This window comes from Pontivivens nitratireducens (genome assembly GCF_011290545.1).
Taxonomy (GTDB): domain Bacteria; phylum Pseudomonadota; class Alphaproteobacteria; order Rhodobacterales; family Rhodobacteraceae; genus Pontivivens; species Pontivivens nitratireducens.
The window spans coordinates 1,108,876-1,131,923 of the sequence record NZ_CP049811.1 but is presented as its reverse complement, the minus strand read 5'-3'; the positions used below and the strand labels follow the sequence as shown (position 1 = coordinate 1,131,923).

20 protein-coding genes and 1 tRNA gene are annotated in these 23,048 nt (G+C 63.3%); 13 read left to right on the top strand and 8 right to left on the bottom strand.

Going from position 1 to position 23,048, the window contains the following annotated elements; all coding sequences use genetic code 11:
* The first annotated feature begins 1 nt into the window (after window position 1).
* Both G8E03_RS05515 and G8E03_RS05510 read left to right on the top strand, forming a co-directional pair.
* Window positions 2-78 (top strand) — tRNA-Arg (locus G8E03_RS05515).
* Between the two features lie 286 nt (window positions 79-364).
* Window positions 365-1,063 carry a YoaK family protein gene (locus tag G8E03_RS05510; RefSeq protein WP_240910431.1) on the top strand — a complete coding sequence of 233 codons (699 nt, stop codon included), beginning with the start codon at window positions 365-367 and terminating at the stop codon, window positions 1,061-1,063.
* Between the two features lie 97 nt (window positions 1,064-1,160).
* On the opposite strand, the gene G8E03_RS05505 is transcribed toward G8E03_RS05510, so the two are convergent.
* Window positions 1,161-1,658: a luciferase domain-containing protein gene (locus G8E03_RS05505; protein WP_166189543.1), complete on the bottom strand. Its 498-nt coding sequence runs from the start codon at window positions 1,656-1,658 to the stop codon at window positions 1,161-1,163.
* A gap of 4 nt (window positions 1,659-1,662) precedes the next feature.
* Window positions 1,663-2,475: a DODA-type extradiol aromatic ring-opening family dioxygenase gene (locus G8E03_RS05500; RefSeq protein ID WP_166189540.1), complete on the bottom strand. Its 813-nt coding sequence runs from the start codon at window positions 2,473-2,475 to the stop codon at window positions 1,663-1,665.
* 117 nt (window positions 2,476-2,592) lie between these two features.
* Between G8E03_RS05500 and G8E03_RS05495 the strand changes: the two genes are divergently transcribed.
* The 8 genes from G8E03_RS05495 (at window position 2,593) to G8E03_RS05460 (ending at window position 12,709) form a co-directional block, all read left to right on the top strand.
* A complete protein-coding gene (locus G8E03_RS05495; protein WP_240910430.1) occupies window positions 2,593-2,943 on the top strand; it encodes a winged helix-turn-helix transcriptional regulator in 351 nt (116 codons plus the stop codon).
* Between the two features lie 130 nt (window positions 2,944-3,073).
* Window positions 3,074-3,715: a TetR/AcrR family transcriptional regulator gene (locus G8E03_RS05490; RefSeq protein ID WP_240910429.1), complete on the top strand. Its 642-nt coding sequence runs from the start codon at window positions 3,074-3,076 to the stop codon at window positions 3,713-3,715.
* Entirely contained in the window at window positions 3,702-4,850 is a 1,149-nt protein-coding gene (locus G8E03_RS05485; RefSeq protein ID WP_166189536.1) for an efflux RND transporter periplasmic adaptor subunit, read from the top strand. The genes G8E03_RS05490 and G8E03_RS05485 overlap by 14 nt, the downstream gene beginning before the upstream one ends.
* 30 nt (window positions 4,851-4,880) lie before the next feature.
* Window positions 4,881-7,931 (top strand): efflux RND transporter permease subunit, encoded by a 3,051-nt coding sequence (locus G8E03_RS05480; protein WP_166189534.1) that lies wholly within the window; start codon window positions 4,881-4,883, stop codon window positions 7,929-7,931.
* 146 nt (window positions 7,932-8,077) lie between these two features.
* The gene (locus G8E03_RS05475; protein ID WP_166189532.1) at window positions 8,078-8,737 is read left to right on the top strand and encodes an ABC transporter ATP-binding protein; all 660 of its coding nucleotides are present in this window, start codon (window positions 8,078-8,080) and stop codon (window positions 8,735-8,737) included.
* Entirely contained in the window at window positions 8,734-11,148 is a 2,415-nt protein-coding gene (locus tag G8E03_RS05470) for an FtsX-like permease family protein (RefSeq protein ID WP_166189530.1), read from the top strand. The genes G8E03_RS05475 and G8E03_RS05470 overlap by 4 nt, the downstream gene beginning before the upstream one ends.
* 3 nt (window positions 11,149-11,151) lie before the next feature.
* Complete coding sequence (locus G8E03_RS05465; protein ID WP_166189527.1) at window positions 11,152-12,189, top strand: lipocalin-like domain-containing protein; 1,038 nt, start codon at window positions 11,152-11,154, stop codon at window positions 12,187-12,189.
* Complete coding sequence (locus G8E03_RS05460) at window positions 12,182-12,709, top strand: pyridoxamine 5'-phosphate oxidase family protein (RefSeq protein ID WP_166189525.1); 528 nt, start codon at window positions 12,182-12,184, stop codon at window positions 12,707-12,709. The genes G8E03_RS05465 and G8E03_RS05460 overlap by 8 nt, the downstream gene beginning before the upstream one ends.
* Before the next feature lie 3 nt (window positions 12,710-12,712).
* Here the strand turns inward: G8E03_RS05460 and G8E03_RS05455 are convergent, their stop codons facing one another.
* Together G8E03_RS05455 and G8E03_RS05450 are read right to left on the bottom strand one after the other, a co-directional pair.
* On the bottom strand, window positions 12,713-13,033 hold the full coding sequence (locus tag G8E03_RS05455) for a hypothetical protein (protein ID WP_166189523.1): 321 nt from the start codon (window positions 13,031-13,033) through the stop codon (window positions 12,713-12,715).
* Window positions 13,026-13,679 (bottom strand): thiamine diphosphokinase, encoded by a 654-nt coding sequence (locus G8E03_RS05450; RefSeq protein ID WP_166193899.1) that lies wholly within the window; start codon window positions 13,677-13,679, stop codon window positions 13,026-13,028. Before G8E03_RS05450 ends, G8E03_RS05455 begins: the two co-directional genes overlap by 8 nt.
* Before the next feature lie 81 nt (window positions 13,680-13,760).
* On the opposite strand from G8E03_RS05450, the gene G8E03_RS05445 reads away from it, so the two are divergent.
* Window positions 13,761-14,426 (top strand): hypothetical protein, encoded by a 666-nt coding sequence (locus G8E03_RS05445; RefSeq protein ID WP_166189521.1) that lies wholly within the window; start codon window positions 13,761-13,763, stop codon window positions 14,424-14,426.
* A 3-nt stretch (window positions 14,427-14,429) separates the two neighbouring features.
* Here the strand turns inward: G8E03_RS05445 and G8E03_RS05440 are convergent, their stop codons facing one another.
* The 3 genes from G8E03_RS05440 to recJ all read right to left on the bottom strand — a co-directional run bounded on the left by G8E03_RS05440 (window position 14,430) and on the right by recJ (window position 17,687).
* Window positions 14,430-14,876: a CreA family protein gene (locus G8E03_RS05440; RefSeq protein WP_166189519.1), complete on the bottom strand. Its 447-nt coding sequence runs from the start codon at window positions 14,874-14,876 to the stop codon at window positions 14,430-14,432.
* Between the two features lie 84 nt (window positions 14,877-14,960).
* Window positions 14,961-15,734: an NAD kinase gene (locus G8E03_RS05435; protein WP_166189516.1), complete on the bottom strand. Its 774-nt coding sequence runs from the start codon at window positions 15,732-15,734 to the stop codon at window positions 14,961-14,963.
* Between the two features lie 192 nt (window positions 15,735-15,926).
* The gene (gene recJ / locus G8E03_RS05430) at window positions 15,927-17,687 is read right to left on the bottom strand and encodes a single-stranded-DNA-specific exonuclease RecJ (RefSeq protein ID WP_166189514.1); all 1,761 of its coding nucleotides are present in this window, start codon (window positions 17,685-17,687) and stop codon (window positions 15,927-15,929) included.
* 192 nt (window positions 17,688-17,879) lie between these two features.
* On the opposite strand from recJ, the gene G8E03_RS05425 reads away from it, so the two are divergent.
* On the top strand, window positions 17,880-19,166 hold the full coding sequence (locus tag G8E03_RS05425) for a homoserine dehydrogenase (RefSeq protein WP_166189512.1): 1,287 nt from the start codon (window positions 17,880-17,882) through the stop codon (window positions 19,164-19,166).
* Between the two features lie 29 nt (window positions 19,167-19,195).
* On the opposite strand, the gene trhO is transcribed toward G8E03_RS05425, so the two are convergent.
* Window positions 19,196-20,128, bottom strand: coding sequence for an oxygen-dependent tRNA uridine(34) hydroxylase TrhO (gene trhO / locus G8E03_RS05420; RefSeq protein WP_166189509.1), 933 nt, complete (start codon window positions 20,126-20,128; stop codon window positions 19,196-19,198).
* Between the two features lie 233 nt (window positions 20,129-20,361).
* Here trhO and G8E03_RS05415 point away from each other — a divergent pair, with 233 nt between their 5' ends.
* Window positions 20,362-23,004, top strand: a complete 2,643-nt coding sequence (locus G8E03_RS05415) for a TadE/TadG family type IV pilus assembly protein (protein ID WP_166189506.1) — start codon at window positions 20,362-20,364, stop codon at window positions 23,002-23,004.
* The last annotated feature ends 44 nt before the right edge of the window (window positions 23,005-23,048 follow it).

The window sequence follows — 23,048 nt, the reverse complement described above, 5'->3', positions numbered from 1 at the left end:
CGCGCCGATAGCTCAGCTGGATAGAGCACCAGACTACGAATCTGGGGGTCGGGGGTTCGAATCCTCCTCGGCGCGCCACTTTTTTCATGTGAAGTATAAGATGACTTTGACCCTTACGTCATCAAGTGACCCAATTGGGAAAATGCGGCATGGCCACCGTTCATGCAGACCGCAGCGAATGTCGGCTGGCACGAGACGGTCAAAAACTTGCAACAAGGCCTTGGGTTTCGAAGGGGGCTTCTGGTCGCCTCCAATGAGGCGGTTTACGTATGGCCCAAAAACGAGGGTTTGTTGAACGATTTTGAATGCCTGTTGTATGGATATGGGGGCAATGCCATTCTTAGAGACCTAACCATTTGGAATTATGATGCTCATCAGAGTTGGCGATGCCCGCACCTCAAATATTGATCTGGTTCTGGCAGGCCTACTTTCCTCAATCGCTGGTGCGCTGAACGCTGTCGGATTTCTTATCGCCGGATCGTTCACGGCAAACATGACGGGGAACATCTCGGCGTTTGCTGACATCATCGCGAATGGCGCGCCCATCATCGCGTTTTCTTTCTTAGGGCTGGTCTTGGCCTTTATCTGCGGTGCAGGCATGGTTGCCCTTGCTATTCAAGCAGGTGAACGTCGACAACTCCGCTCGGTCTACGCTTTGGCAATTGCCGCCGAGGCCATCATTCTTCTGCTCGTCGGCACGGCCCTTGCCATGTCATCGGTCACAAAACACGAGACGTTTCTAGTTATTGTCCTTAGCTTTGTCATGGGCCTTCAAAACGCTGTGACGACGATGATTTCACGGGCGCGGGTCCGCACAACCCATGTGTCGGGAATGGCGACCGACATTGGTATCGAGCTGGCGTCAATGGTCGGGGGCGAAAAATCCCGTCACGAGGCCGCGCCAAAGCTCCGGCTGCATAGTTTGACCCTCGCCTGTTTTGCCTTTGGCGGCTTCTGCGGTGCACTCTTGTTTCAGATTGTCGGGATCTGGCTTTTTATGATTGCCGCAACTCTCTTACTATTCATATCGGTGCCAGAAGCCCTCAGAGCACACCGTTCCTGAGGGTCTTCCAAAAACCAACGCTCTCTGAACAGTTCGCACGAAGCACTATCCCCTGGTTGTGAGCAGCGCTCTCGGAAACAGGTGGAGGGACGCGCCCTCAGTCGTGGATATGTACGGGGGCCGGGTTGGCCAGCTTGCCACGCGCGAAGTCCCAGCTGGCGTTCAGCAGCCGGACCATCACCTCGACCTCCTTCACATCACGCGGGGCGAAGGCCATTACCGCTGTCGCCGGGATGTGTCCCGATCTTGCCATGGGGTGCAGTTCGCCCCAGCCCTTTGCAGTCAGTTCATCGACAACCGGCAAGGGAAGCATCATGTGCGATGAGCCGTCATAGGCCGGGTGCACATGGGCGAATTCGCGGCCGATCAGGAAGGCCTCACGCGGGCCGCACGCGTGAACGTGCGAAAGGACCAAGGCCTCCGCTCCGGGCACCGAGATTCCGGAGGCCCGGCGTTCGACGAAGGGCAGCTCGAATGCGCGGCGCTTGAACAACGCGTGAACCTCTGCCGGTGCGTTTTGCGTGACCTGTTCGTGCGGTGCGCAGCCCGTGGTTTGCGGGCGCGGGCCTGTGCGGAATGGCAATTCGAAACTCATGATATCACCCGAATCTGAAGGCGCTTTCGACTGCGCCCATTACATGATCTTCCAATGTCTTGACCCCCCGATCCGCCCCTGCGGCGCCGGCCACGACATGCAGCGGGATCAGGTGTTCCTCACGCGGGTTCGCCTCACGCGCGCCGGGGGCTTGCGCCCAATTCGCCAGCATTGCGTTGCGTTGCGCGGGATCGGGATGCGTGACCGCTTCACTCAGCCAACGGTCGAAATCCAGACCGGCGATGGCACCCCCCGCCCCGCCATGCATTGAACGCATCAGCACAGCCATATTGTGATAGGTGTTGCCCGATCCGATGATCAGGACGCCTTCGTCGCGCAGGGGGGCGAGCGCCTGACCCGCCTTCAGATGTGCCTCCGGGTCCAGATCGCCACGCAGGCTGAGCTGTACGGTGGGAATACCGGCATTCGGGAAGGCCACCTTCAGCGGCACGAAGACGCCGTGGTCGAATCCACGCTTGGAATCCGTGCCGGCGTCAAAGCCTGCGTCCTTTAAAAGCCTGCTCACACGGTTCGCCAACGCCGGATCGCCGGGCGCGGGCCAGAAGATTTCATAGGTGCTGGGTGGAAAACCGGCATAGTCGAACAGCAGCGACGGTGCCGGGTTGGACTGCACGGTAAACTCCTGCGCCTCCCAGTGGCCGGAAATCACCAGCAGCGCCTTTGGCTTCACTGGCAGGCTGGCGGGAAGGGCCTCCAGAAACGCGCGGTGTCTATCCCACGTATCGGGCGGATTCCATTCCATGAAAAAGCACGGGCCGCCCCCATGAGGAATGAAAAGAGTTGGCATCGGGCTCATATCTGTCTGTCCTTCCGGGGTTGACTGGGGATCTCCGGCGTTCGCTGATACGGCATAGTCGATTGCAGCCTAAAATAAATCAGGTACTTAAAAGTAACCACCTCAAGAGAGTACACGATGGCCAAGACCCCGCCGCAATGCCCGATGGATTCGCTACTTCGCCTGCTGATGGGGCCATGGACCACCTATATCATCTGGGTTCTGAGCGATCAGGGCCCGCAAAGGTTCGGGGCCCTGAAACGCGCTGTGCCGGGAATATCCACCCGCATGCTGACCGAACGCCTGCGAATGCTTCAGGGTGCCGGAATCATCTGGCGCGTTCAGGAGGAGACGATCCCCCCGGCGGTGACCTATGGCCTGACCTCTCGCGGGCGCGAATTGCGGAGCATTCTGGATGCCTTGGGCGATATCGCGAAACGATGGAGGGATGAGGGTGTTTTTGCCGGCGAGGTTTCAGGAACCACCTGAATCGCCAATCAGCGCGGGCTTTTCTGCGTTGAAAGCCTGAAAAAGCCACACCGAGACCAATACGCACGGCCTTGCAGACGCCTCGAAATTGCTGCGCAGAACGGCGCGATTCGGCTACTTGACCCTACAGATGGCCCGCACTACCTCTTGCCGGGATTTAAACCGACCGGACGGTACAGTTGTGAAGCGGATTATGCAGGCAAAGGTATCGGGGGACGTAAAAGCATCCGGTCAGGCAGGGGTATCCGGCAACGCATCTGCCAGAATACTCGAAGCGGCCCGCGCGATCGCCACCCGTGAAGGGGTTGGAAAAATAACGATCCAGGCCGTCGCAAGGGAGGCGCGTCTCAGCAAGGGTGGAGTGCTCTACAACTTTCCGACGAAGCAGGCTCTGCTTTGCGGGCTGATGGATCAGATGCTGTCCGAGCATCGGAAGATAATGACGAGGTTGCCGGAACAGCATCCGGTACGAACTTTACGGGGTCATCTCGAAACGGTTTTGCAATCGCAGGACACATGCGACGACCTGTCGATGGCGATACTTGCCGCCGCCGCATCCGATCCGCGACTGCTCGATCCACTGCGGGCTGATCTGACTGGCGACCTTGAACGTATACTGACTGACACGCGAGACGCCGAGGCTGCGATGATTGTCGTTCTGGCAATACAGGGGCTGCGTTTTCAGAGGCTTCTGGACCTTCCGGATGGCGGTGCGGACGTCAAAAAGCGCGTCATCGCGAGATTAAGGACTATGATTGATGAACTCGAATAAAACGAACCGCAGCTGGAAACGGATCGCTTCTGTCATTGCGATCGTGGCTGCGGCGACACTGGCTGTGCCGTTCCTTCCCTGGTCGCTGACGGATTTGTGGGCTCAGACAACAGCAGACGCTGAGGATGCACCGGTCGAGGCAACCAGCGCACCCCAGGCCGATCGCCCGGTCACGGTTGAGGTGACCCGCGTGCTCAGCCGTATCATCAATCAATCCCGCACCGTTGCCGGCCGCGTCGAACCCGCGCGTACGGTGGACATCGCATTTCAGGTGCCGGGGCAGATCATCTCGCTCGACGTAGAGCCGGGCGATAGAATTCCCGAAGGCGGCGTGATTGCGTCGCTCGATCAGGCTGATTTCAACCTTGCCGTCGATCGGGCCCAGGCCTCGTTTGAACTCGCGAATTCCGAGCTTCAGCGGGCGGAGAGTCTGGCCGAGCGGGGGGTCGCGGCCGATTCCCGGCTCGATACGGCGCGCGCGCAGTTCGCTCAGTCGGACGTCGCGCTGCGTGAGGCGCAGCGGCGTTTGTCCCAGACGCAAATCGTTTCGCCCTTCGATGCCATCGTGGCGCGTACCTTCGTCGAGGAATACGTCAACGTCACCTCCGCCGCGCCTGTCGCCCGCCTGCAGGATGTCAGCGAGATGCGGATCATGATTTCGTTGCCGGAGGAGCTTGCCGCCATCGCGCGTTCCGCGCCAGATGCCTTCAACATCGTGGCCCGTTTCCCCGCCGTGCCGGGATACACCGCAACGCTGGCACTTCGCTCATTCTCGACCGATGCCGATCCGACGGCGCAAACCTATGATCTGGAGTTCGCAATCACAGGCGATATCGATCCGCGCCTCTTGCCCGGCATGACAGCGGAAGTGCGCATCGTGATCGCGGCGGGCAACAATCAGATGGAATCCGTCATCGTTCCCGTTTCGGCGATCGATACGACCAGCCGAACCGATCCGTCCGTTTGGATCTACGACCCAGCCACCGATCAGGTGCAGCGCAGGACGGTGCAGCTGGGGCTGCCGGTCGATGACGAGATTATTGTCATTGAGGGGCTGGAGGGTGACGAGGTCGTCGTTTCCGGCGGCTGGTGGCGGCTCAGAGACAACCAGACAGTAGCGGTTTCGGGTTTCTGATCCCGTATTCAAGCAGAACCGGATAGATTCATGGCATTCAGCATCTCACGCGCGAGCATCAAACGTCCTGTGGCGGTTTGGCTCGCCATCATCTTCTGTCTCGTTGGCGGTTATTGGGGGCTGACCACGGTGGGTCGTCTCGAAGACCCCAGCTTCACCCTCAAGACGGCGCTTGTCTTCGTGCCCTATCCCGGTGCTACAGCCGAGGAAGTTGAAGAGGAAGTTGCCGACGTCGTGGAAAACGCGCTGCAACAGATGAAGCAGCTGGACCGTGTGGAATCGAAGTCCATGCCCGGCATGGCGCAGATCACCGTCGAGATCGAGATGACCTATGGCCCGGATGAAATTCCACAGGTCTGGGACGAGATGCGCCGCCGCATCAGCGACGTGGAGGCGCAACTTCCCACAGGCGCGCAGCCGCCGATCATCAACGATGATTTCGGCGACGTTTATGGCATGTTCTATGCGGTCACGACCGAAGGGTTAAGCCCGACGGAACAACGCGATCTGGCGACCCGCCTGCGACTGGGCCTGATCACCGTCGATGGTGTTGCCAAGATCGAGGTTCAGGGTCTGGCCGAAGAGGTCATCAATATCTCCATACCTTCTTCGCGCCTAACGGAACTGGGCCTGCCGCCAAACCAGATCCTGGGCCTTCTGGCGGATGAAAATCAGGTCCTGAACAATGGTGAGATAACTGAAGGCCCCGCCCGGATCAGCCTGTCGGTTCCGCCCGGCTATGTCAGCCCGCAAGGCATCGAGGAACTGCGCCTCGGCGTTGCGGGACAGGTCGGCCAGGTAGCGGTCTATGATATTGCCCACGTAACCCGGGATGAGACTGATCAGCCCAGCCAAATCATTCGGCAAAACGGAAACGCCGCCTTCACCTTGGGCGTGTCGGCGCTGACGGACCGAAACGTGGTGGAGGTCGGCAATGAGGTCGCCGACCGTTTGGAAAGCCTCAAGGCTACGCTGCCCGAGGGGGTCGAGATCGTTCCCATCTACGAACAACACGTTGTCGTGGACGAGGCCGTTTCGAGCTTTCTCGTCGGTCTCGGCCAATCCGTCGGTATCGTTATTGCCGCGCTGATGCTGACCATGGGATGGCGACCGGGCCTCGTGGTGGGCGCGACCCTGGGACTGACAGTTTTCTCTACACTCTTCTTTATGTCGGTATTCGGAATCGCCATGGAACGGATCAGCCTTGGTGCCCTGATCATCGCGATGGGGATGCTGGTCGATAACGCCATTGTCATTACCGAGGGTATGGTCATCGGCATGGCGCGCGGAAAGCGGGCGGAGGACGCGGCGGCCGAGACGGAAACCGCCACGTCGATCCCGCTGCTGGGTGCAACGGTCATCGGGATCATGGCGTTTTCCGGGATCGGCCTGTCACCTGATGCGACCGGTGAGTTCCTGTTCTCACTCTTCGCGGTCATCGGCATCTCCCTGCTGATGAGCTGGGCGCTCGCCGTTACGGTCACGCCCTATTTGGGAAAGCTGCTGCTTCGCGCGCCCAAGGAAGTCTCTGACGATCCGTACAAGGGAGCGTTCTACGGCATTTACCGCCGATTCCTCTGGATGGCCCTGCGCGCCCGCGTGCTGGTTGTTCTGGTGATCGTGGGAATTACCGTCTGGTCGGTCATGGCCTTCGGGCAGGTCAAGCAGGCGTTCTTTCCCGCCTCGAACACGCCGATCTTCTACGTTGAGGTCCAGATGCCCCAGGGGACAGACATCAATGTCACCGATGATGAGATGGAGCGGTTGGAGCAAATTCTTCTGGCGGAGGAAGACGTCACGGGCGTGACAACTCTCGTAGGGCGCGGTGCCAGCCGCTTCATGCTGACCTACAATCCGGAGCAGGCGGATTCCAGCTACGGACAGCTTATCGTTCGGGTGGCGGATGCCGAGGCGATCCCGGCAATCGCGAACCGGCTGAACCAGGATTTGCCTGCCGAATTTCCCCATGCCCTGATCCGCGTCGAACAGATCGTGTTCGGCCCCCCTGCCGGTGCGGACGTGGCGGTGCGGTTTTCCGGCCCCGATTCCGTCATTCTGCGTCAGCTTTCCGATGATGCGATGCGGATTTTCGAGGATGCCGGCACACTCACCAATCCGCGTAGCAATTGGCGGCAGCGAGAAATTCTGGTCGAACCCGTCGTCGATGAATCGCGTATGCGCCTGGCCGGTGCAACCCGCGGTGCAATCGCGGACACCGTTCAATACGGGACATCCGGTTTGCGCGTCGGTCAACTGCGCGAGGATGACGAGGTGATCCCGATCCATCTTCGCCTGCCTGAGAGTGAGCGTGACGGGGTCCACCGTCTTCGCGATCTGTCGGTGTGGTCCGATGGGGCTGGATCCTACGTTCCGATCACCAACCTGGTGGAGGGTTTCGAAACACGCACTGCCGAAGCACTCGTTCACCGCCGTGACCGGGAACGGACCATCACGGTCCTCGCCGGTGCGCGCGGCGATCTGACCGCGGATGAAGCCTTCCGAAGTGTTCGGGCCGACATTGAGGCCATGGCCCTTCCCGAGGGGTATACGATGGAGTGGGGCGGCGAATTCGAAAGCGCCCAGATGGCGCAGGAGAGCCTAGGAAAGCAGCTTCCGCTGGGCTTCCTCGTCATGCTGACGATTTCGATCCTGATGTTCAACAAGATCCGCCAACCGCTGATCCTGTGGCTTGTCGTGCCGATGTCCGTGACGGGCATGGTCCTGGGCCTGCTGTTGACGGGATTGCCCTTCACCTTCACCGCTCTGCTCGGCTTCCTGTCGCTTTCGGGCATGCTGATGAAGAACGCGATTGTTCTGGTTGAGGAAATCGACTTGCAGCGTGAGGAAGGTAGCCCGGATTACAAGGCCGTGGTGGATGGATCGGTCAGTCGTCTGCGCCCCGTGGTGCTGGCGGCGGGTACGACGATCTTCGGGATGATCCCGTTGTTGCCGGACGCCTTCTTCGCGTCGATGGCGGTGACGATCATGGGCGGTCTCGCATTCGCGTCGGTCCTGACGCTGGTGGCCGTGCCGGTGCTTTACGCGCTGTTCTTCCGCATTCGTCCGCCTGCGCCGAACTGACCCGGCCCCGATCACATATCCGTAGCGGAGGGGGCCCTTCCGCTGCGGGTTTTGAATACGCGAAGTCGGCCACGTCAGGATCATGGCCATGGCGCTCACGCGGCAAATCGCTAGTCTCTCGACAGCCGCAAGCGGAGCCTGCACCCATGTTGACTGTTACCGACCTGCACAAATCGTTCGAAACGGCGGGGCAGCCGCTGCCGGTCCTGCGCGGTGTCGATCTGGCCGTCACGGGGGGGGAGTGTGTGGCGTTGACCGGCGAGTCCGGGTCGGGAAAGTCCACCCTGCTGCATCTGATCGCCGCCCTCGACACGTTCGACGCAGGCTCGATCCGCCTCGACGGGCAGGAGCTGGCTGGGTTGAACGATCGCGCCCGCGCCGACCTGCGGCGCAATCGGGTGGGGGTAATCTTTCAGCAGTTCAACCTGATCCCCAGTCTTTGCGTCGGCGACAATCTCGCGTTTCAGGCGCGCCTCGCCGGCCGCTTCGATGCGGCGTGGCAGGCGCGGCTGACGGAACGGCTGGGGCTTAGTGCCCTGACGGACCGCTGGCCGGAGCAGCTTTCGGGCGGTCAGCAACAGCGGGTCGCGGTGGGTCGTGCGATCGCCGCGCGTCCCGTGCTGGTTCTCGCGGATGAGCCTACGGGCAATCTGGACGAGGCGACGGGCGGCGCGGTGATGGACCTGCTGCTGGATCTGGTCGCTGAAACGCAGGCGACCCTGCTGATGGTGACGCATTCCGCCGCTCTGGCCGCACGGCTGGACCGCCGGGTGCATCTGAGCCTGGGGCAGGTGTCGGCCCTATGAACCGGCTGATCCTGCGCACGTTGCTGTCGCATTGGCGCAGCCGCCCGTTCCAGATCGTCACCCTGCTGCTGGGCCTGACGGTCGCGACCGCGCTGTGGTCCGGCGTGCAGGCAATCAACGCGGAGGCCCGCGCCAGCTATGCCCAGGCTGCGGCGACATTGGGCACCGACCGGTTCGACAGCCTGCAACCGCGCGGTGCGGAAACCTTCGATCAGGAGGCGTATATCGCCCTGCGCCGCGCGGGCTGGGATGTCTCGCCAGTGATCGAGGGGTCATTGCGCCTGGGGGGGGAGCGTTACCGCGTTCTGGGCATCGACCCCGTGACCGCACCGACCAGCCTGCCCGCCCGACCGGATTTGCAGGGGCCAGACCTGACGGATTTCCTCGGACCGACCGGATTGATCCTGATATCGGCGTCAACGACCCTGCCCCGCGATGCCGACCTGCCGCCCGTGCGGGTCGTCGAAGGTATCGCCCCCGGAACGCTGGTGATGGATATCGGCCTGGCGCAAACGCTGCTGACAATGCCAGGTCAGTTGAGCCGCCTGATCCTGCTGCCCGGCGCGCAAGGTACGCCTCCCATAGCCGAGGCAAGCGGCGTGGTCTTTGACCGGATTGCCCCGCGCGGGGACGGTGGTGGCATCGGGGCGTTGACCGACAGCTTTCACCTCAACCTGACGGCGTTCGGGTTTCTGGCCTTCGCCGTGGGTCTGTTCATCGTCTATTCCTCCATCGGGCTGGCCTTCGAACAGCGCAAACCGATGCTGCGCACGTTGCGAGCACTGGGTGTGCCGCTGCGACGTCTGATGCTGGTCATGGTCGCGGAACTGACGGCGCTGGCCCTGCTGGCCGGAATCGCGGGCGTGGCACTGGGTTATCTGATCGCGGCCAGTCTGCTGCCCGACGTGGCGGCCACGCTCGAAGGTCTGTACGGGGCGCAAGTCTCAGGCAGCTTGTCGCTGCGTCCGGCGTGGTGGGCGACCGGACTGCTGATCGCGATGGGCGGCGCGGCGCTGGCGGCGGGGGATACGCTGTGGCGCACGGCACGCATGCCCCTTCTGTCGGCAGCAATGCCGGAGGCCTGGCACGGCGCGCAGGCCCGCGCGCAGTTCTGGCAGGGAATCGCGGCACTGGGCTGCTTCGCGCTGGCGCTGGTGCTGTGTTTCACCGCCTCCAGCCTGACGGCGGGGTTTGTCCTGATGGGAGCCTTGCTGATCGGAGCGGCACTGGCGCTGCCCGTCGTGCTGGCAACAATCCTGCGCATCGGGGCCGCCCATGCGCGCGGGCCGCTGTCCCAATGGGGCTGGGCGGATGCGCGACAGCAGATGTCGCGTCTGTCGCTGGCCCTGATGGCACTGCTGCTGGCACTGTCCGCAAATATCGGTGTCGGCACAATGGTGATGAGCTTTCGCGACACATTCACCGGCTGGCTGGACCAACGCCTCGTCGCGGAGGTCTACGTCACCGCCAGCGACGCGGAACAGGGCCGCGTCATTCAAGCATGGGCCACGGACCGGGTGGATGCGGTCCTGCCGATCTGGTCAGCAGAGGCACGGCTGGGCGCGGTTCCGATCTCCATCTACGGGGTCGCACAGCACCCGACCTATTCCGAGCATTGGCCGCTGATCGAGGCGTTGCCCGGCGCGTGGCAATCCGTCGCCCGCGGCGACGGCGCACTGATCAACGAACAGATGGCCGCGCGGCGGGATCTGAGCCCCGGTGACACGCTGATCCTGCCCACCCCCGATGGCACGGACTGGCCCCTGACGATCACCGCGATCTATTCGGATTACGGAAATCCTGTCGATCAGGTCATGGTGGACGTTGGCTTGCTCGCCACCCGCTATCCCGATATCGAACGCCTGCGCTTCGCCCTGCGGACGGCGGACGCGCCCCAAGTGATTGAAGAGGCGCGCGCGCGTTTCGGCCTGTCATCCGAACAGGTCGTCGATCAGGCCGCGATCAAGGCGCTGTCCCTTGCCATATTCGAGCGGACATTCACCGTCACCGGGGCCCTGAACATCCTGACACTGGCAGTGGCGGCGCTGGCCCTTCTGACGGCGATGCTGACATTGCAACTGATGCGGCTGCCGTCACTGGCGCCGTTGTGGGCGATGGGACTGACGCGGGCTGCGCTGGCACGGGCGGAGTTGGTGAAGGTTCTGGCCCTGGCACTGCTGACGGCAATCCTGTCCATACCAATAGGGCTGGGCGTGGCGTGGGTTCTGACCAATGTCATCAACGTGACGGCGTTCGGGTGGCGGCTGCCGATGAACCTCTATCCCATGGACTGGCTGCGCCTGATCGGGCTGGCGTTGCTGACGGCGGCGGTGGCGGCGGGGCTGCCGGTGTTGCGCCTTGCCCGAACCGCCCCTCGAACGTTGCTGGGCGTCTTTGCGAGCGAGAGGTAGATCATGAGAGTTCTGGCATTCCTGTTGCTGTTGCCGACACTGGCCTTCGCGCAGGGGTTCGCAGGTCTGGGCACAGCCACGCAGGAGGGGTTCGCGACGCCTGAGCGGGGCGCCACCCTGACCTTTCCCACCGATCACGCGGCACATCCCGACTACCGGATCGAGTGGTGGTATCTGACCGCCAACATGACCGACCCGGACGGGGCGACCTATGGTGCGCAATGGACGCTGTTCCGCTCCGCCCTCGCACCCGGGGAAGGGGAAGGCTGGGCCAGCCCGCAGATCTGGATGGGTCATGCCGCCTTGACCACGGCAGATCGCCATTTCGTAGCCGAAACATTCGCCCGGGGCGGCATCGGACAGGCCGGTGTCACCGCGCAACCATTCGCCGCCTGGATCGACGACTGGCAAATAGCAGGTCCAGACCTGACCGAGGTGACGGTTCGGGCGCGTGGCGACGGGTTCGCCTATACGCTCGACCTCGCGACCTCGGCACCCTTTGTCGCGCAGGGCGACGGTGGATACAGTGTCAAATCGGGGGCTGGTCAGGCCTCGTACTACTATTCGCAACCCTTCTACGACCTGACCGGGATGATCGAGATCGACGGGGTTTCCACACCCGTCACGGGTCAGGCATGGCTCGACCGGGAATGGTCCTCGCAGCCCTTGGCCGAGACTCAGGACGGCTGGGACTGGTTCTCCATCCACTTCGCCAGTGGAGAGAAGTTGATGGCCTTCCGCCTGCGCGACAACAGCGGCGCGCCGTTCCATTCCGGCACGTGGATAGAGGCGGACGGCACGCCGCACCCGCTGGACGGCGACACGCTCAGCTTTACCGAACTGGAGCGGGTGCAAACCTCCGGCCCGCAGGTTCCCATCGCGTGGCGGGTGCAGATCGCGCAGCGGGGGCTGGACATCACGACGCGCCCCCTGAACCCTGACGCTTGGATGGACACGCTGTTTCCCTATTGGGAGGGTCCGATCCATGTCGAGGGCAGTCACGACGGCATCGGATATCTGGAAATGACGGGATATGAATGATCTGCTCGATCTGATGTGGGGTCTGCTGGAACGCGGCGTGAGGGATCGGACGCTGGCCACCAACCGCCCTACCCTCTCCACCGGCGACGGACAGATGCGCACGGTGGTGCTGCGCGCGGTGTCACGGGCGGCGCAAACGCTCGATATCCACAGTGATGCCCGCGCGGGCAAGGTGGCACAGCTTCGCGCCGATCCGACAGCCAACCTGCATGTCTGGGACGCGCACAACACCCTGCAAATCCGCCTCCGGGCGGCTGCGCAAGTGCACAGTGATGATCGGATCGCGGCCAAGGCATTTGCTGCCCTGCCCGATCATGGTCAGCGGATCTATCGCGTGACGCCGCATCCCGGCACGCCCATCGCCGATCCCCGGCACATCACGTTCGAGGGGCAACCGCATTTCGCTCTCATCCGGCTGCACCTGCAGGAGGTCGAGCTGCTGCATCTGGACCGCGACGTGCATCGCCGCGCCCTGTTCACTGCGGGCGAGAACTGGCGCGGGCGCTGGCTGGTCCCGTGATCCTCAGCGGGGGCACAAACGCACGAGTTGCATGAAATCCACCAATTGCCCGGTCTGTCGGCGGGCTTCCTCCGTCTGACCCAGCAACCCCTCGGTCAGGCCCGTTCCCGCCAGTCGCCCACTGGCGAGCAGGATACGGGCGAGGACCTGCCCCTCCTCGATCAGGCTCAACGTCCGCTCCGTCGCGGACAGTTCGCCGCAATCCATCTGCAGGACACGTTGAACGACCTCCTGCGCGACATCCGGGGTCGCGGGCTGCACCGCACCGCCGCCCGTGGCGCATCCGCTCAGGATCGCCAGGCAAAGCACGAGGTTTCTAAGCATCTGAGGCCTCCATCTCTTCGAGAAGTTCGTTCAGGCAATCGCGCGGCAGGATCAGCAGGACCGGGCCACCCTGCATCCCGATCTCCACCGGACCGGTCGCTTCGTTCGAGGTGCCGATGCGGCCCGCCGGCGCCATGTCCAACCCATCGACTGGCCAGCGCAAACCGGTGCTCGACACACCCCGCGCGGGGCCCATCGGAAACAGCGACACCCGCGTTCCGGGCAACAGTTCCAACCGGATGCGTCCGTTCAACCGGCAGCACAGATCGCCGTCGCCCAGCAATATGACCCGCGCGCCCGACTGCGCCACGGTGGAAAATGCGGCCAGCACGTGATCCAGGCGCCCGCCGCTGAAACCGACCGCGAAAAACAGCGGCGCATCGACATACGCCAGACACTTGTCGAAATCGGTGCTGTCCTGCTCCGCTATGCGGTGCACCGGCACGTCACCCCAGCCAGCCGGCGCACGCAGCGAATCCAGATCGCCGATGATCGCATCCGGGCGCAGGCCGTGCCCCGCAAGTTGATCCGCCCCGCCATCCGCCGCCACGATTCGGTGATAGCGCCCGGACAGCGCGTCCAGATCGCCCGCGTCCACCGGGGCGCCCCCGACCAGCAGGACCGGGCGCGACGTGCTCAGAACCATATCAGTCACACCAGGCCACCGACCCCTTGCCCTGCCCGATATGCGCGGCAATAGTTGCGAACGTGAAATTCGGACGACCCCATGACCCAGACATCCCGCATCTCCCTCAGTTTCGGTGCATTCTCGTGCGAACTGGAAGGTATCGCAGATCCGCTGCCTTTGTTGCAGCGACTTGTCACGTTCTGCGAGGATGTCGAGCGGCGCAACCCCGACTTCGGCAGATCCGTGGTGCCGCTGGCCGAACTGCAATCGGCCCTCGCGACGACCGGGCCGGTCACCGCTGCGGTTCAGGAGGGGCGTTTGGTCGTCTCCCACACCCCCGGGGTGGAGGGGACCGAACCACCTCGGCGGGACAGCGTGGAGGATATCGAGACACAAGCCCCCGATCTGCCGGACGACATGCTGTCCTCGGCGCTGGATCGCGCGATGCAGCAGACCGAGAACAGGCAGGCCGACGCGACGCGCCCCCTGCTCAGCCTCGGCGAATATGCGCGCGCGCGGCATCCGCGCCGCGCTTCGGAAGCGCTGGAAATCGCCGCCGCTTATTCGCATCACGTGCTGGGGATCGAGGCCTTTGACGGCGTACAGTTGCTGACCGATGTGGACCAGATCGACATCGGACAGCCCAGCACGATGGATGAGAAGATCGCCGCCTTCGGTGATCTGCTCGACCGGGGCACGTTCAAGACGACGGAGCGTGAGAACATCTTCACCCTCGCCCAGGTCGTTGCGCAGCGTTACCGCTAGGGATTACCAGTCGCGGATCACCACGGCTGAAATCGAGTTCTTCGGGCTGCCCTCGATCAAGCGGTCCGAATAGGTCAGATAGATCAGAGTGTTGCGGTCTTCATCATAGAACCGCACGACCTGCACGCGCTTGAACAGGATGGATGCGCGCTGGCCGAACACCTCCTCGCCTTCATCCAGCTCATCGGGATCGAAGCTGATGGGCCCGACCTGGCGGCAGGCGATGGACGCATCCGACGTGTCCTCCGCCAGACCCAGCGACCCGGTTATGCCGCCCGTGCGCGCGCGCGAAACGAAGCAGGAGACGCCTTCGACCTCCGGATCGTCGAACGCCTCGACCACGATGCGGTGGTTCGCGCCCAGCAACCGCCACGCGGTCGTGACCTCACCGATTTCCTCGGCGCGCAGGGGCAGGGCAGCCAGCAGCAAACAAATGACCAGACGATACATCGCACTCTCCTTCGGCGGGGTTGATGCTGTAGGTAGGCGCGCTGACCGCGCTGTCCAATGACGCGGCATTTGAACGGAAGATGCTTAGACGAACTGCTCGCGGATCAGGCGTTCCTCCAGCCCGTGGCCGGGATCGAACAGCAGGCGATGTGTCACCTCCGGTTCGGAGCGGATGATAACGCGCACCACGTCGCGCACCTCGGCGGAATCGGCGGTGGCGGCGATGCCGCGCTTCTCCGGCTCCAGCACGTCAAAGGTCACTTCGGAATGCGATGGCAACAGCGCCCCGCGCCAGCGCCGGGGGCGATAGGCGGACATCGCCGTCAGCGCCAGAATGTCCGCCCCGATGGGCAGGATCGGACCATGCGCGGAATAGTTATACGCCGTCGATCCCGCCGGGGTGGAGACGAGCGCCCCGTCGCAGACAAGTTCGGCCATGCGTTCCCGCCCGTCGATACCGATCCGCAGCTTCGCCGCCTGCGGTCCCATGCGCAGCAGCGAGACCTCGTTGATGGCGAGCGCGCTGTGCGTCTCACCCGACCTGTCGGTCGCGATCATTCGCAACGGATGGATTTCGGCCGTTTCGGCGGCGGTGATCCGGTCGAGCAAGTCATCCTCGCTATAGGCGTTCATCAAGAACCCGACGGTCCCCCGGTTCATGCCGTAGACGGGCGCGTCCAGACCCTCGGTCGCGTGCAGGGTGGACAGCATGAACCCATCGCCGCCCAGCGCGACGATCACGTCCGCTTCATGCGCGGAGACGGAGCCATAGGCCGATTCCAGCCGGGTCATCGCATCATGTGCGATAGCAGTCTGCGAAGAGACGAAACAGATGCGGGGGGCAGGCTCGACACGCATTCGCAACGCTCCTCAAAGACAACAGGGCGTGCAGCATGACGGTGCGCGCGCCGCCGTTCAACCCGCTACCGTGTCGGTGCACCCGGAACGTTGCTGTCACAGCCGCCGAGCTGCGGCGATTTTTTCATGAGGTTGCACGATCCCGCAACGATAGAATGCACCAAGGCCACGCTTACGACCGATTTCAGGGCTTCATACCGGCGCTGCATCATCCACGCGCAGCTTGACCTTGCGCCGCCCGCCCCATTCGTCGATTTCCAGCTTACCGGCGATATGGAACGCGCGCCCGCCATGTTCGCTGAGCGCGGGGCCGATATCGCTGTCGAAAGCCCGGAATGCGATGGCGTCGATCCGTCCGCCGCCCTCGCCGGTCAGGGTCAGGCGCAAGTGATTCTCTCCCGCACGCTTCGCGAACGCGATGCGTTGGGCGCTAAGCGCGAAGCGCGGTGCGGCGGCCCCGGCTCCGAACGGGCCAGTGGCCTCAATGCTCTCGACCAGTTCCGGGGTCGCGCCTGCTGCGGCGATCAGCCCGTCGATGCGCAGGTCCGCCGGGCCCGCCTTGCCCGCGCCCTGCCGCGCCAGCAGCGCCGACAACCGCTCCATCGCGGAATCCAGCGCCGCCTCCGCCACGGTCAGGCCGGCGGCCATCGCGTGACCGCCGCCTTTCAGCAGATGCCCTTCGTGTGTCGCCATTGCGACGGCACCGCCCAGATCGACGCCGGCGATGGATCGCGCGGACCCCTTGCCGATGCCGCCCTCCAGCCCGATCACCACGGCGGGGCGGTTGAATGCTTCCTTCAGACGGGCAGCGACGATCCCGACGACTCCCGGATGCCAGCCCTCGCCCGCGGCCCAGACCATCGGGCCATCGGTGCCGCGCGCCTCGACCTGCTGGGTCGCCTGCACCAACACCTGCGCCTCGATCTCGCGCCGGTCACGGTTGAGCGTTTCGAGACGCTGCGCCAGCGCCGCCGCCTCATCCGGGTTCTGGGTTGCCAACAGCCGCGCGCCCAGATCGGCGGCGCCGATGCGCCCGCCGGCGTTGACGCGTGGCCCCAATAGGAACCCCAGATGATAGGCGGACGGGCGCGTGTTCAGTCCCGCCACATCGCCCAACGCCACCAATCCGGGCCGCGCCCGCTGCGCCATGACCGTCAGCCCCTGACGCACCAGCGCCCGGTTGAACCCGATCAGGGGTGCAACGTCCGCCACCGTGGCCAGCGCCACCAGATCGAGCATCCCCATCAGGTCGGGAACCGCGCCGTCGCCGCGCATCGCCCGGTTGGCACCGGCCAGCATCAGGAACACGACGCCCGCCGCGCACAGATAGGTGCAGGCCACGTCCTCATCCTGCCGGTTCGGGTTCACCACGGCATCGGCGGGGGGCAGAACCTCCCCCCCCTGGTGGTGGTCCAGCACGATGACATCAGCGCCCTTTGCCTTCGCCGCGGCGATTGGCTCATGGCTCAACGTGCCGCAATCCACACACAGGATCAGATCATGCGCCCCGGCCAAATCCTGCATGGCAGGCACGTTCGGGCCATACCCCTCGTCGATCCGATCAGGAATATAGAGCGTCGCCGCCAGCCCCATCTGTCGCAGCCAATCGATCAGCAAAGCGGCGGAGGCCCCCCCGTCCACGTCGTAATCGGCAAAGATCGCGATGCGCGACTTGCGCCAGACGTGATCGCAGAACAGTGACACCGCGTGGTCCATATCCTTCAGCGAGGACGGGTCGGGCATCAGGTCGCGCATCTTGGGCGCCAGAAAGCCCGGAACCTCCTGCGCTTCGATGCCACGCCGGGCCAGTACGCGGCTGACCGGGTCGGACACGCCGCAAACCTGCACCAGTTGCGCGGCTGCGCGCGCCTCCTGCTCGGACATGCCGATCCAGCGACGCCCGGTTAGCGAGGTTTCGACATCCAGAAAGGCAGGGGCACTGTCACGCGGCATGGGCACACATCATATTGGGGGCTTGAGGATTACCTCCACCATATCCCGTCATCCCTTTCGCGCAAAGCGGAACACAGCATGAACACGAGGCTCCGCGCAGCGAAGTTCAGCCCATCCGGCAATCAAGCCCCGTTGCACGGCACTGACCCCTCGCCTACACATGCGCGATCCATACGCATGAAGGACGATCCCATGACCCAACCGCTTCGAATCGCCATTGCCGGGCTCGGCACAGTCGGCACCGGGATCGTGCGCATGGTCCAGACCCATGGGGACAAGATGCTGGCCCGCTCGGGTCGTGAAATCCGCATCGTCGCCGTTTCCGCGCGGTCGCGGGGCAAGGATCGCGGCGTGAAGCTCGACGCCTTCGCGTGGGAGGATGACCCCGTCGCCCTCGCCCGGCGCGACGACGTGGACCTGATCGTCGAGGTCATGGGCGGTGAGGACGGCCCCGCCAAGGTGTTGACGGAAACCGCGCTGGCTGCGGGCAAGCATGTCGTGACCGCAAACAAGGCCATGATGGCCCGCCACGGTCAGGCGCTGGCCGAACTGGCCGAGGCGAACGACGCCGCCCTGCGCTACGAGGCCGCAGTGGCCGGTGGCATCCCGATCATGAAGGCCCTGACCGAAGGTCTGGCCGGCAACGGGATCGAGCGGGTAATGGGCGTGATGAACGGCACCTGCAACTACATCCTGACGCAGATGGAGGAGACCGGCGCCGATTACGAGGACGTGCTGGCCGCCGCACAACAGCTCGGCTACGCCGAGGCAGATCCCGCCTTCGACGTCGGCGGCATTGACGCGGCGCACAAGCTCGCCCTGCTCGCCGCCACAGCCTTCGGCACGCGCGTCGATTTCGACGGTGTCACGATCGAAGGGATCGAGCATATCTCGCTGACCGACATCACGCAGGCCCGTGAACTGGGCTACAAGGTCAAGCTGCTGGGCGTCGCCCGGATGAGCGACGAGGGGCTGGAGCAGCGGATGCAGCCGGTTCTGGTGCCGGCCCGCTCCTCGATCGGGCAGTTGGAGGGCGTCACGAACCTGGTGGTGGTCGAGGGTGATTTTGTCGGGCGCACGGTCTTCACAGGCCCCGGCGCAGGCGAGGGGCCGACGGCCTCCGCCATCATGGGCGACGTGATGGACATCGCACGTGGCCTGCGCATTCCAGCCTTCGGGCAACCGGCCCATTCGTTGAGCGCGGCCAACCGCGCGGCCAGCGCCGGGGCGGCCAGCCACTACCTGCGCTTCACCCTGACCGATGCGCCGGGGACCCTGGCGCGGATCGCGCAGATTCTGGCGGATGAGGGGATCTCCATCGACCGAATGCGGCAGAATGACCATGACGGCACCAATGTACCGGTGCTGATCGTGACGCATGACTGCCTGCGATCCAATCTGGATGCGGCGTTGAGCCGGATTGCCGCCAGCGATGTCAGCCTTGCCCCCCCGGTCGCACTGCGCATCGAACAGGTCTGAGGACAGCAGCGGGGTGCCGACCAGCGCCCTCAGCTCTCGGGCTTCTGCCCGGTCAGATGCGCCTCACCCCGCGCGGCGGCCAGATCGATCTGGCGCTGGCGTTCACGGAACCGGGCGCGATCCTCGGGCGTGCGTTCATCTATGCAGTGATGGCAACTGACGCCGCGCTCATATCCGTTGCGGGTCAGATCGTCGGGTGCCAAGGGCCTGCGGCAACCTGCGCACAGCACATGCGGGCCGGGTTTCAACCCATGGCCAACTGTCACACGCTCATCGAACACGAAACATTCACCCTGCCAGGTGCTTTGCTCCTGCGGCATGTCTTCGAGGTATTTCAGAATGCCACCCTGTAGGTGATAGACCTCATCCACCCCCTGCCCGATCAGCCAGCTGGTCGATTTTTCACAGCGGATGCCCCCGGTGCAGAACATCGCGACTTTCTTACCCTCGAACTGCGCCGCATTGCGTCGCCACCAGTCGGGAAATTCACCGAAGCTGCGCGTGCCGGGGTCCAGCGCCCCCTCAAACGAGCCGACGGCGACCTCGTAATCATTGCGGGTGTCGATCAGCACCACGTCGGGATCGGCGATCAGGTCGTTCCAATCCTGCGGCGCAACATAGCGTCCCACTGCCGCATTCGGATCGACCTCCCCCGCGCCCAGCGTCACGATCTCCTGCTTGAGCCGCACACGCAGGCGGCGAAATGGCTGCACATCCGAGAAACTGTATTTCGGCTGCACACCCTCGCAACCGGGGATTGCACGCAGATGGGCGATCGCGGCATCTATCGAGACCTCGGAACCGGCCAGCGTTCCGTTGATCCCCTCGGCCGCGACCAGCAGAATGCCCCGGATGCCCAGTTCGCTTAACGTATCGTCGAGGCGATCACGCAGTAATTCTGGGTGCTCGATTCGCGCAAAACGATACAAAGCTGCTATTTTATTCGCCTTAAACGTGTCCATCGCGCAACACTTTTTCCTGTTCCACCTCAATCCTGACACATCTTCATGTGTCATCGATCGCTATTTGGTTGCAAATGTCGCCGGATACCAGCGTGGAGATTGCGCAAACGAAATTGCTTTGGCATTCTGCCACGTGTCTTGCCATGCGTCATATCGACGTGGCGGTCCGATCATATATGCTGTGGGGGCTTCGTATGTGAACGGATTTCGGACCAGGGATGTGGGGGATTTCTATGTTTGCAGCAATCATCGGGCTGATGCAGCCTTTCGTGCAGCGGTTTCGAAGGGACGACAGCGCAGTCGTCGCCATTCAGGTTGTGATCTTCTCGGTCATGCTGCTGACATCCGCCGGACTGGTCATCGATTTCGGACGCGCCTATTCCGCACATTCGCAAATGCAGAGCTTCGTGGACAAGGCGGCCCTCGCCGCGGCGGCGGAACTCGACGGTCAGTCGGATTCGATACAGCGCGCCACAGCGGCGGCGGTGGCTGTCGCACAGAGCTCCAGCTTTACCGATGATGAGGAAGACTTCGCAATCGCGCTGCCGCTGACATTCATGATCGACAACCCTGTGGACGACACCGGCACCTTTTCGAAAGCCATGATGGCCGAGTTGGAGACTGAGGCCCCCCAAGTGGCCACACATGTCTTTGTCGAGGCTGAGGCCCGCACCATTCGCCTGGCGTTTCTGTCGATCGGCCTGAACAGCGACGTGACCGAACAGGCCCGCCGCGATATCATCAATGAAGGTACGATGTTCATCGACGTCGACGGTGATGGCACCGCCGATGCATCCAGTCAGGATTCAGCATGGCGTCAGGCCCTGGCCGAAAATACCGATGACGGCGCGATCGAGAAGACCACCTCGATCAACCTGTCCGCGTTCGCTGTCGCGCGGATGCAGGTCTCCTATTGCGGTGAGATCAGCACGATGGTGATGTGCAACCCGTTCGAGGGTAACGCCGACGGACAATCCTTCACTGAGATCATGGAAAATCAGGAAGGCACGCGGATGCTCCTGACGACCGACCGTCAGGCGGACAGCACTTCTCCGATGCCGCTGAGCACGAATGACGGTGCCATCCGCGTCGGCCTGTTCAAGGATCCGCGCAACGAGATCGGCGCCGACAATGCCGGTGTGTGCGACGATATCGGCCTCGGCGCGTTTGAGGCCGCCGCCTATAACGGCAACCCCGGGGTGGCCACATCGACCGACCCGTGGACCTATCCCGCCACGGACGAGGAGATGGAGCGTCTGCGCGACACCTGTCTGCTGGCCACCATCGACAGCCAGATGCAGTGCATCGGTGGCGAGGTCCTCATCAAGGCGGCGGAGCCCGAGACCATCACCACCGCACTCAATTCCCTGTTCGACATCTGGGACGCCCCGTTGGACCGCATTCTGAACCAACCGACCACGTCCGATCGCGCGTTCTCCCCCGATTACGTCGCCAATCACGGCCACCTGACCCGCGCCGAATATATCGACTATATCCAGCAGGGTCGCATCGCCGAGGCCGAATCCGACATGGATCGCTGGTCTGACAAGATCGCCGCTGAGCAAGCAGATCGAAACAGACAAGACCGCATCGACCGGTATCAGGGCAATTACGACAGCGCTGCCGCCGAACGCGAACGTTGGATCCTCACCCTTGCCGCCTATCCCGACAACATCGTCAACACCGCCTCGCGTCGAAACCACATGAAGGGCGACGGCCATGGCGGTGCATGGGGTCCGATGCTGGGCGCCGACTGCCTGGAGGGGGACCCCTCCACCTGCAGCCCCTACCCGTACATGGCGCTGCCGTTCACCGAAGGTGATGATTCCGCGACCGGCTGGCGCATGGGCCCGCTGTCCGACGCCCCCGCCGAGGACGCCGCAGCCGGGGATGCGACCGAAGACTCGGTGGAGGATACCGAAACAGACCCCGCCGCAGAGGGTGACGCCGTCGAGGGCGAGGAAGCCGAAGCCGCGACCGCGTCCACCCCCGATACCGATGTCATCAGCCTGGGCGCCAGTGCTTCGAACTCCGAGATTACCGGCTGGAGAATCATCAACTACACGGACATGGATCTGACCGGCCGTTTCGGATTCGAAACCGACCACAGAAGCGTAATCTTCTCCCTGCCCGCGAACAGCCAGCGCGACTATCAGGTGGAGGTCGACGACACCGCCGTGATCACCTGGACAAGCGAGGTGGAATTGGACCTCTACCTGATCTCCGCCCATGTCGACACGACCCTCGATTTCACCGGGGTCGGCAGTCCGTCCTACGACATCATGTTCGGGCGTGTACCCAGCTTCGTTGAGTATTTCTCGACCTACTATTCTCCGTACATGAACACCTACGCTCTCGACCTGGACAATCCCGACAGCGCGTTCGAATGGGACGTGGCAGGGTCGTTCAGCATGTATGACGGCTATTCGCGGATCGAACGGCAGACCAACGAATTGCTCGCCTATCCCGCCTCCAACGGGCCGGAGAACGACGACAATGCGGTGCGAAGCCTGCCGGAGCATTTCCAGTTCACCTCCCACAACCCCTCGGCTGAGCAGACGACCGAACGGCGTCGTCAGAACGTGGCGCTGGTGAACTGTGAGGCCCTGTCGAACCCAGTCTCACATGGCGGACAGGCCGATGCCTATGCCGGCGCCTATGTGGCGGAGCTGGAGGCCGTGGTGGAGCTGTTCTTCACCGGACCTGTCATGGTTCAGAGCTGTGCAGATACCGTCGGCACGGATCCCGAAGATCAGATGGACTGCTGGAACTCCGATATTGAACAGGCCTACATCCCTGTCGAATATCTGGGGGCTGCGGACCCCGCCGATCCTTCGGTGCAGGAATACCTCAACTATGCCGTTCTGGTTCATTGAGCCGCCGGCATCTTGACCCCGGCGACTTGAGAAGGTAATCACGC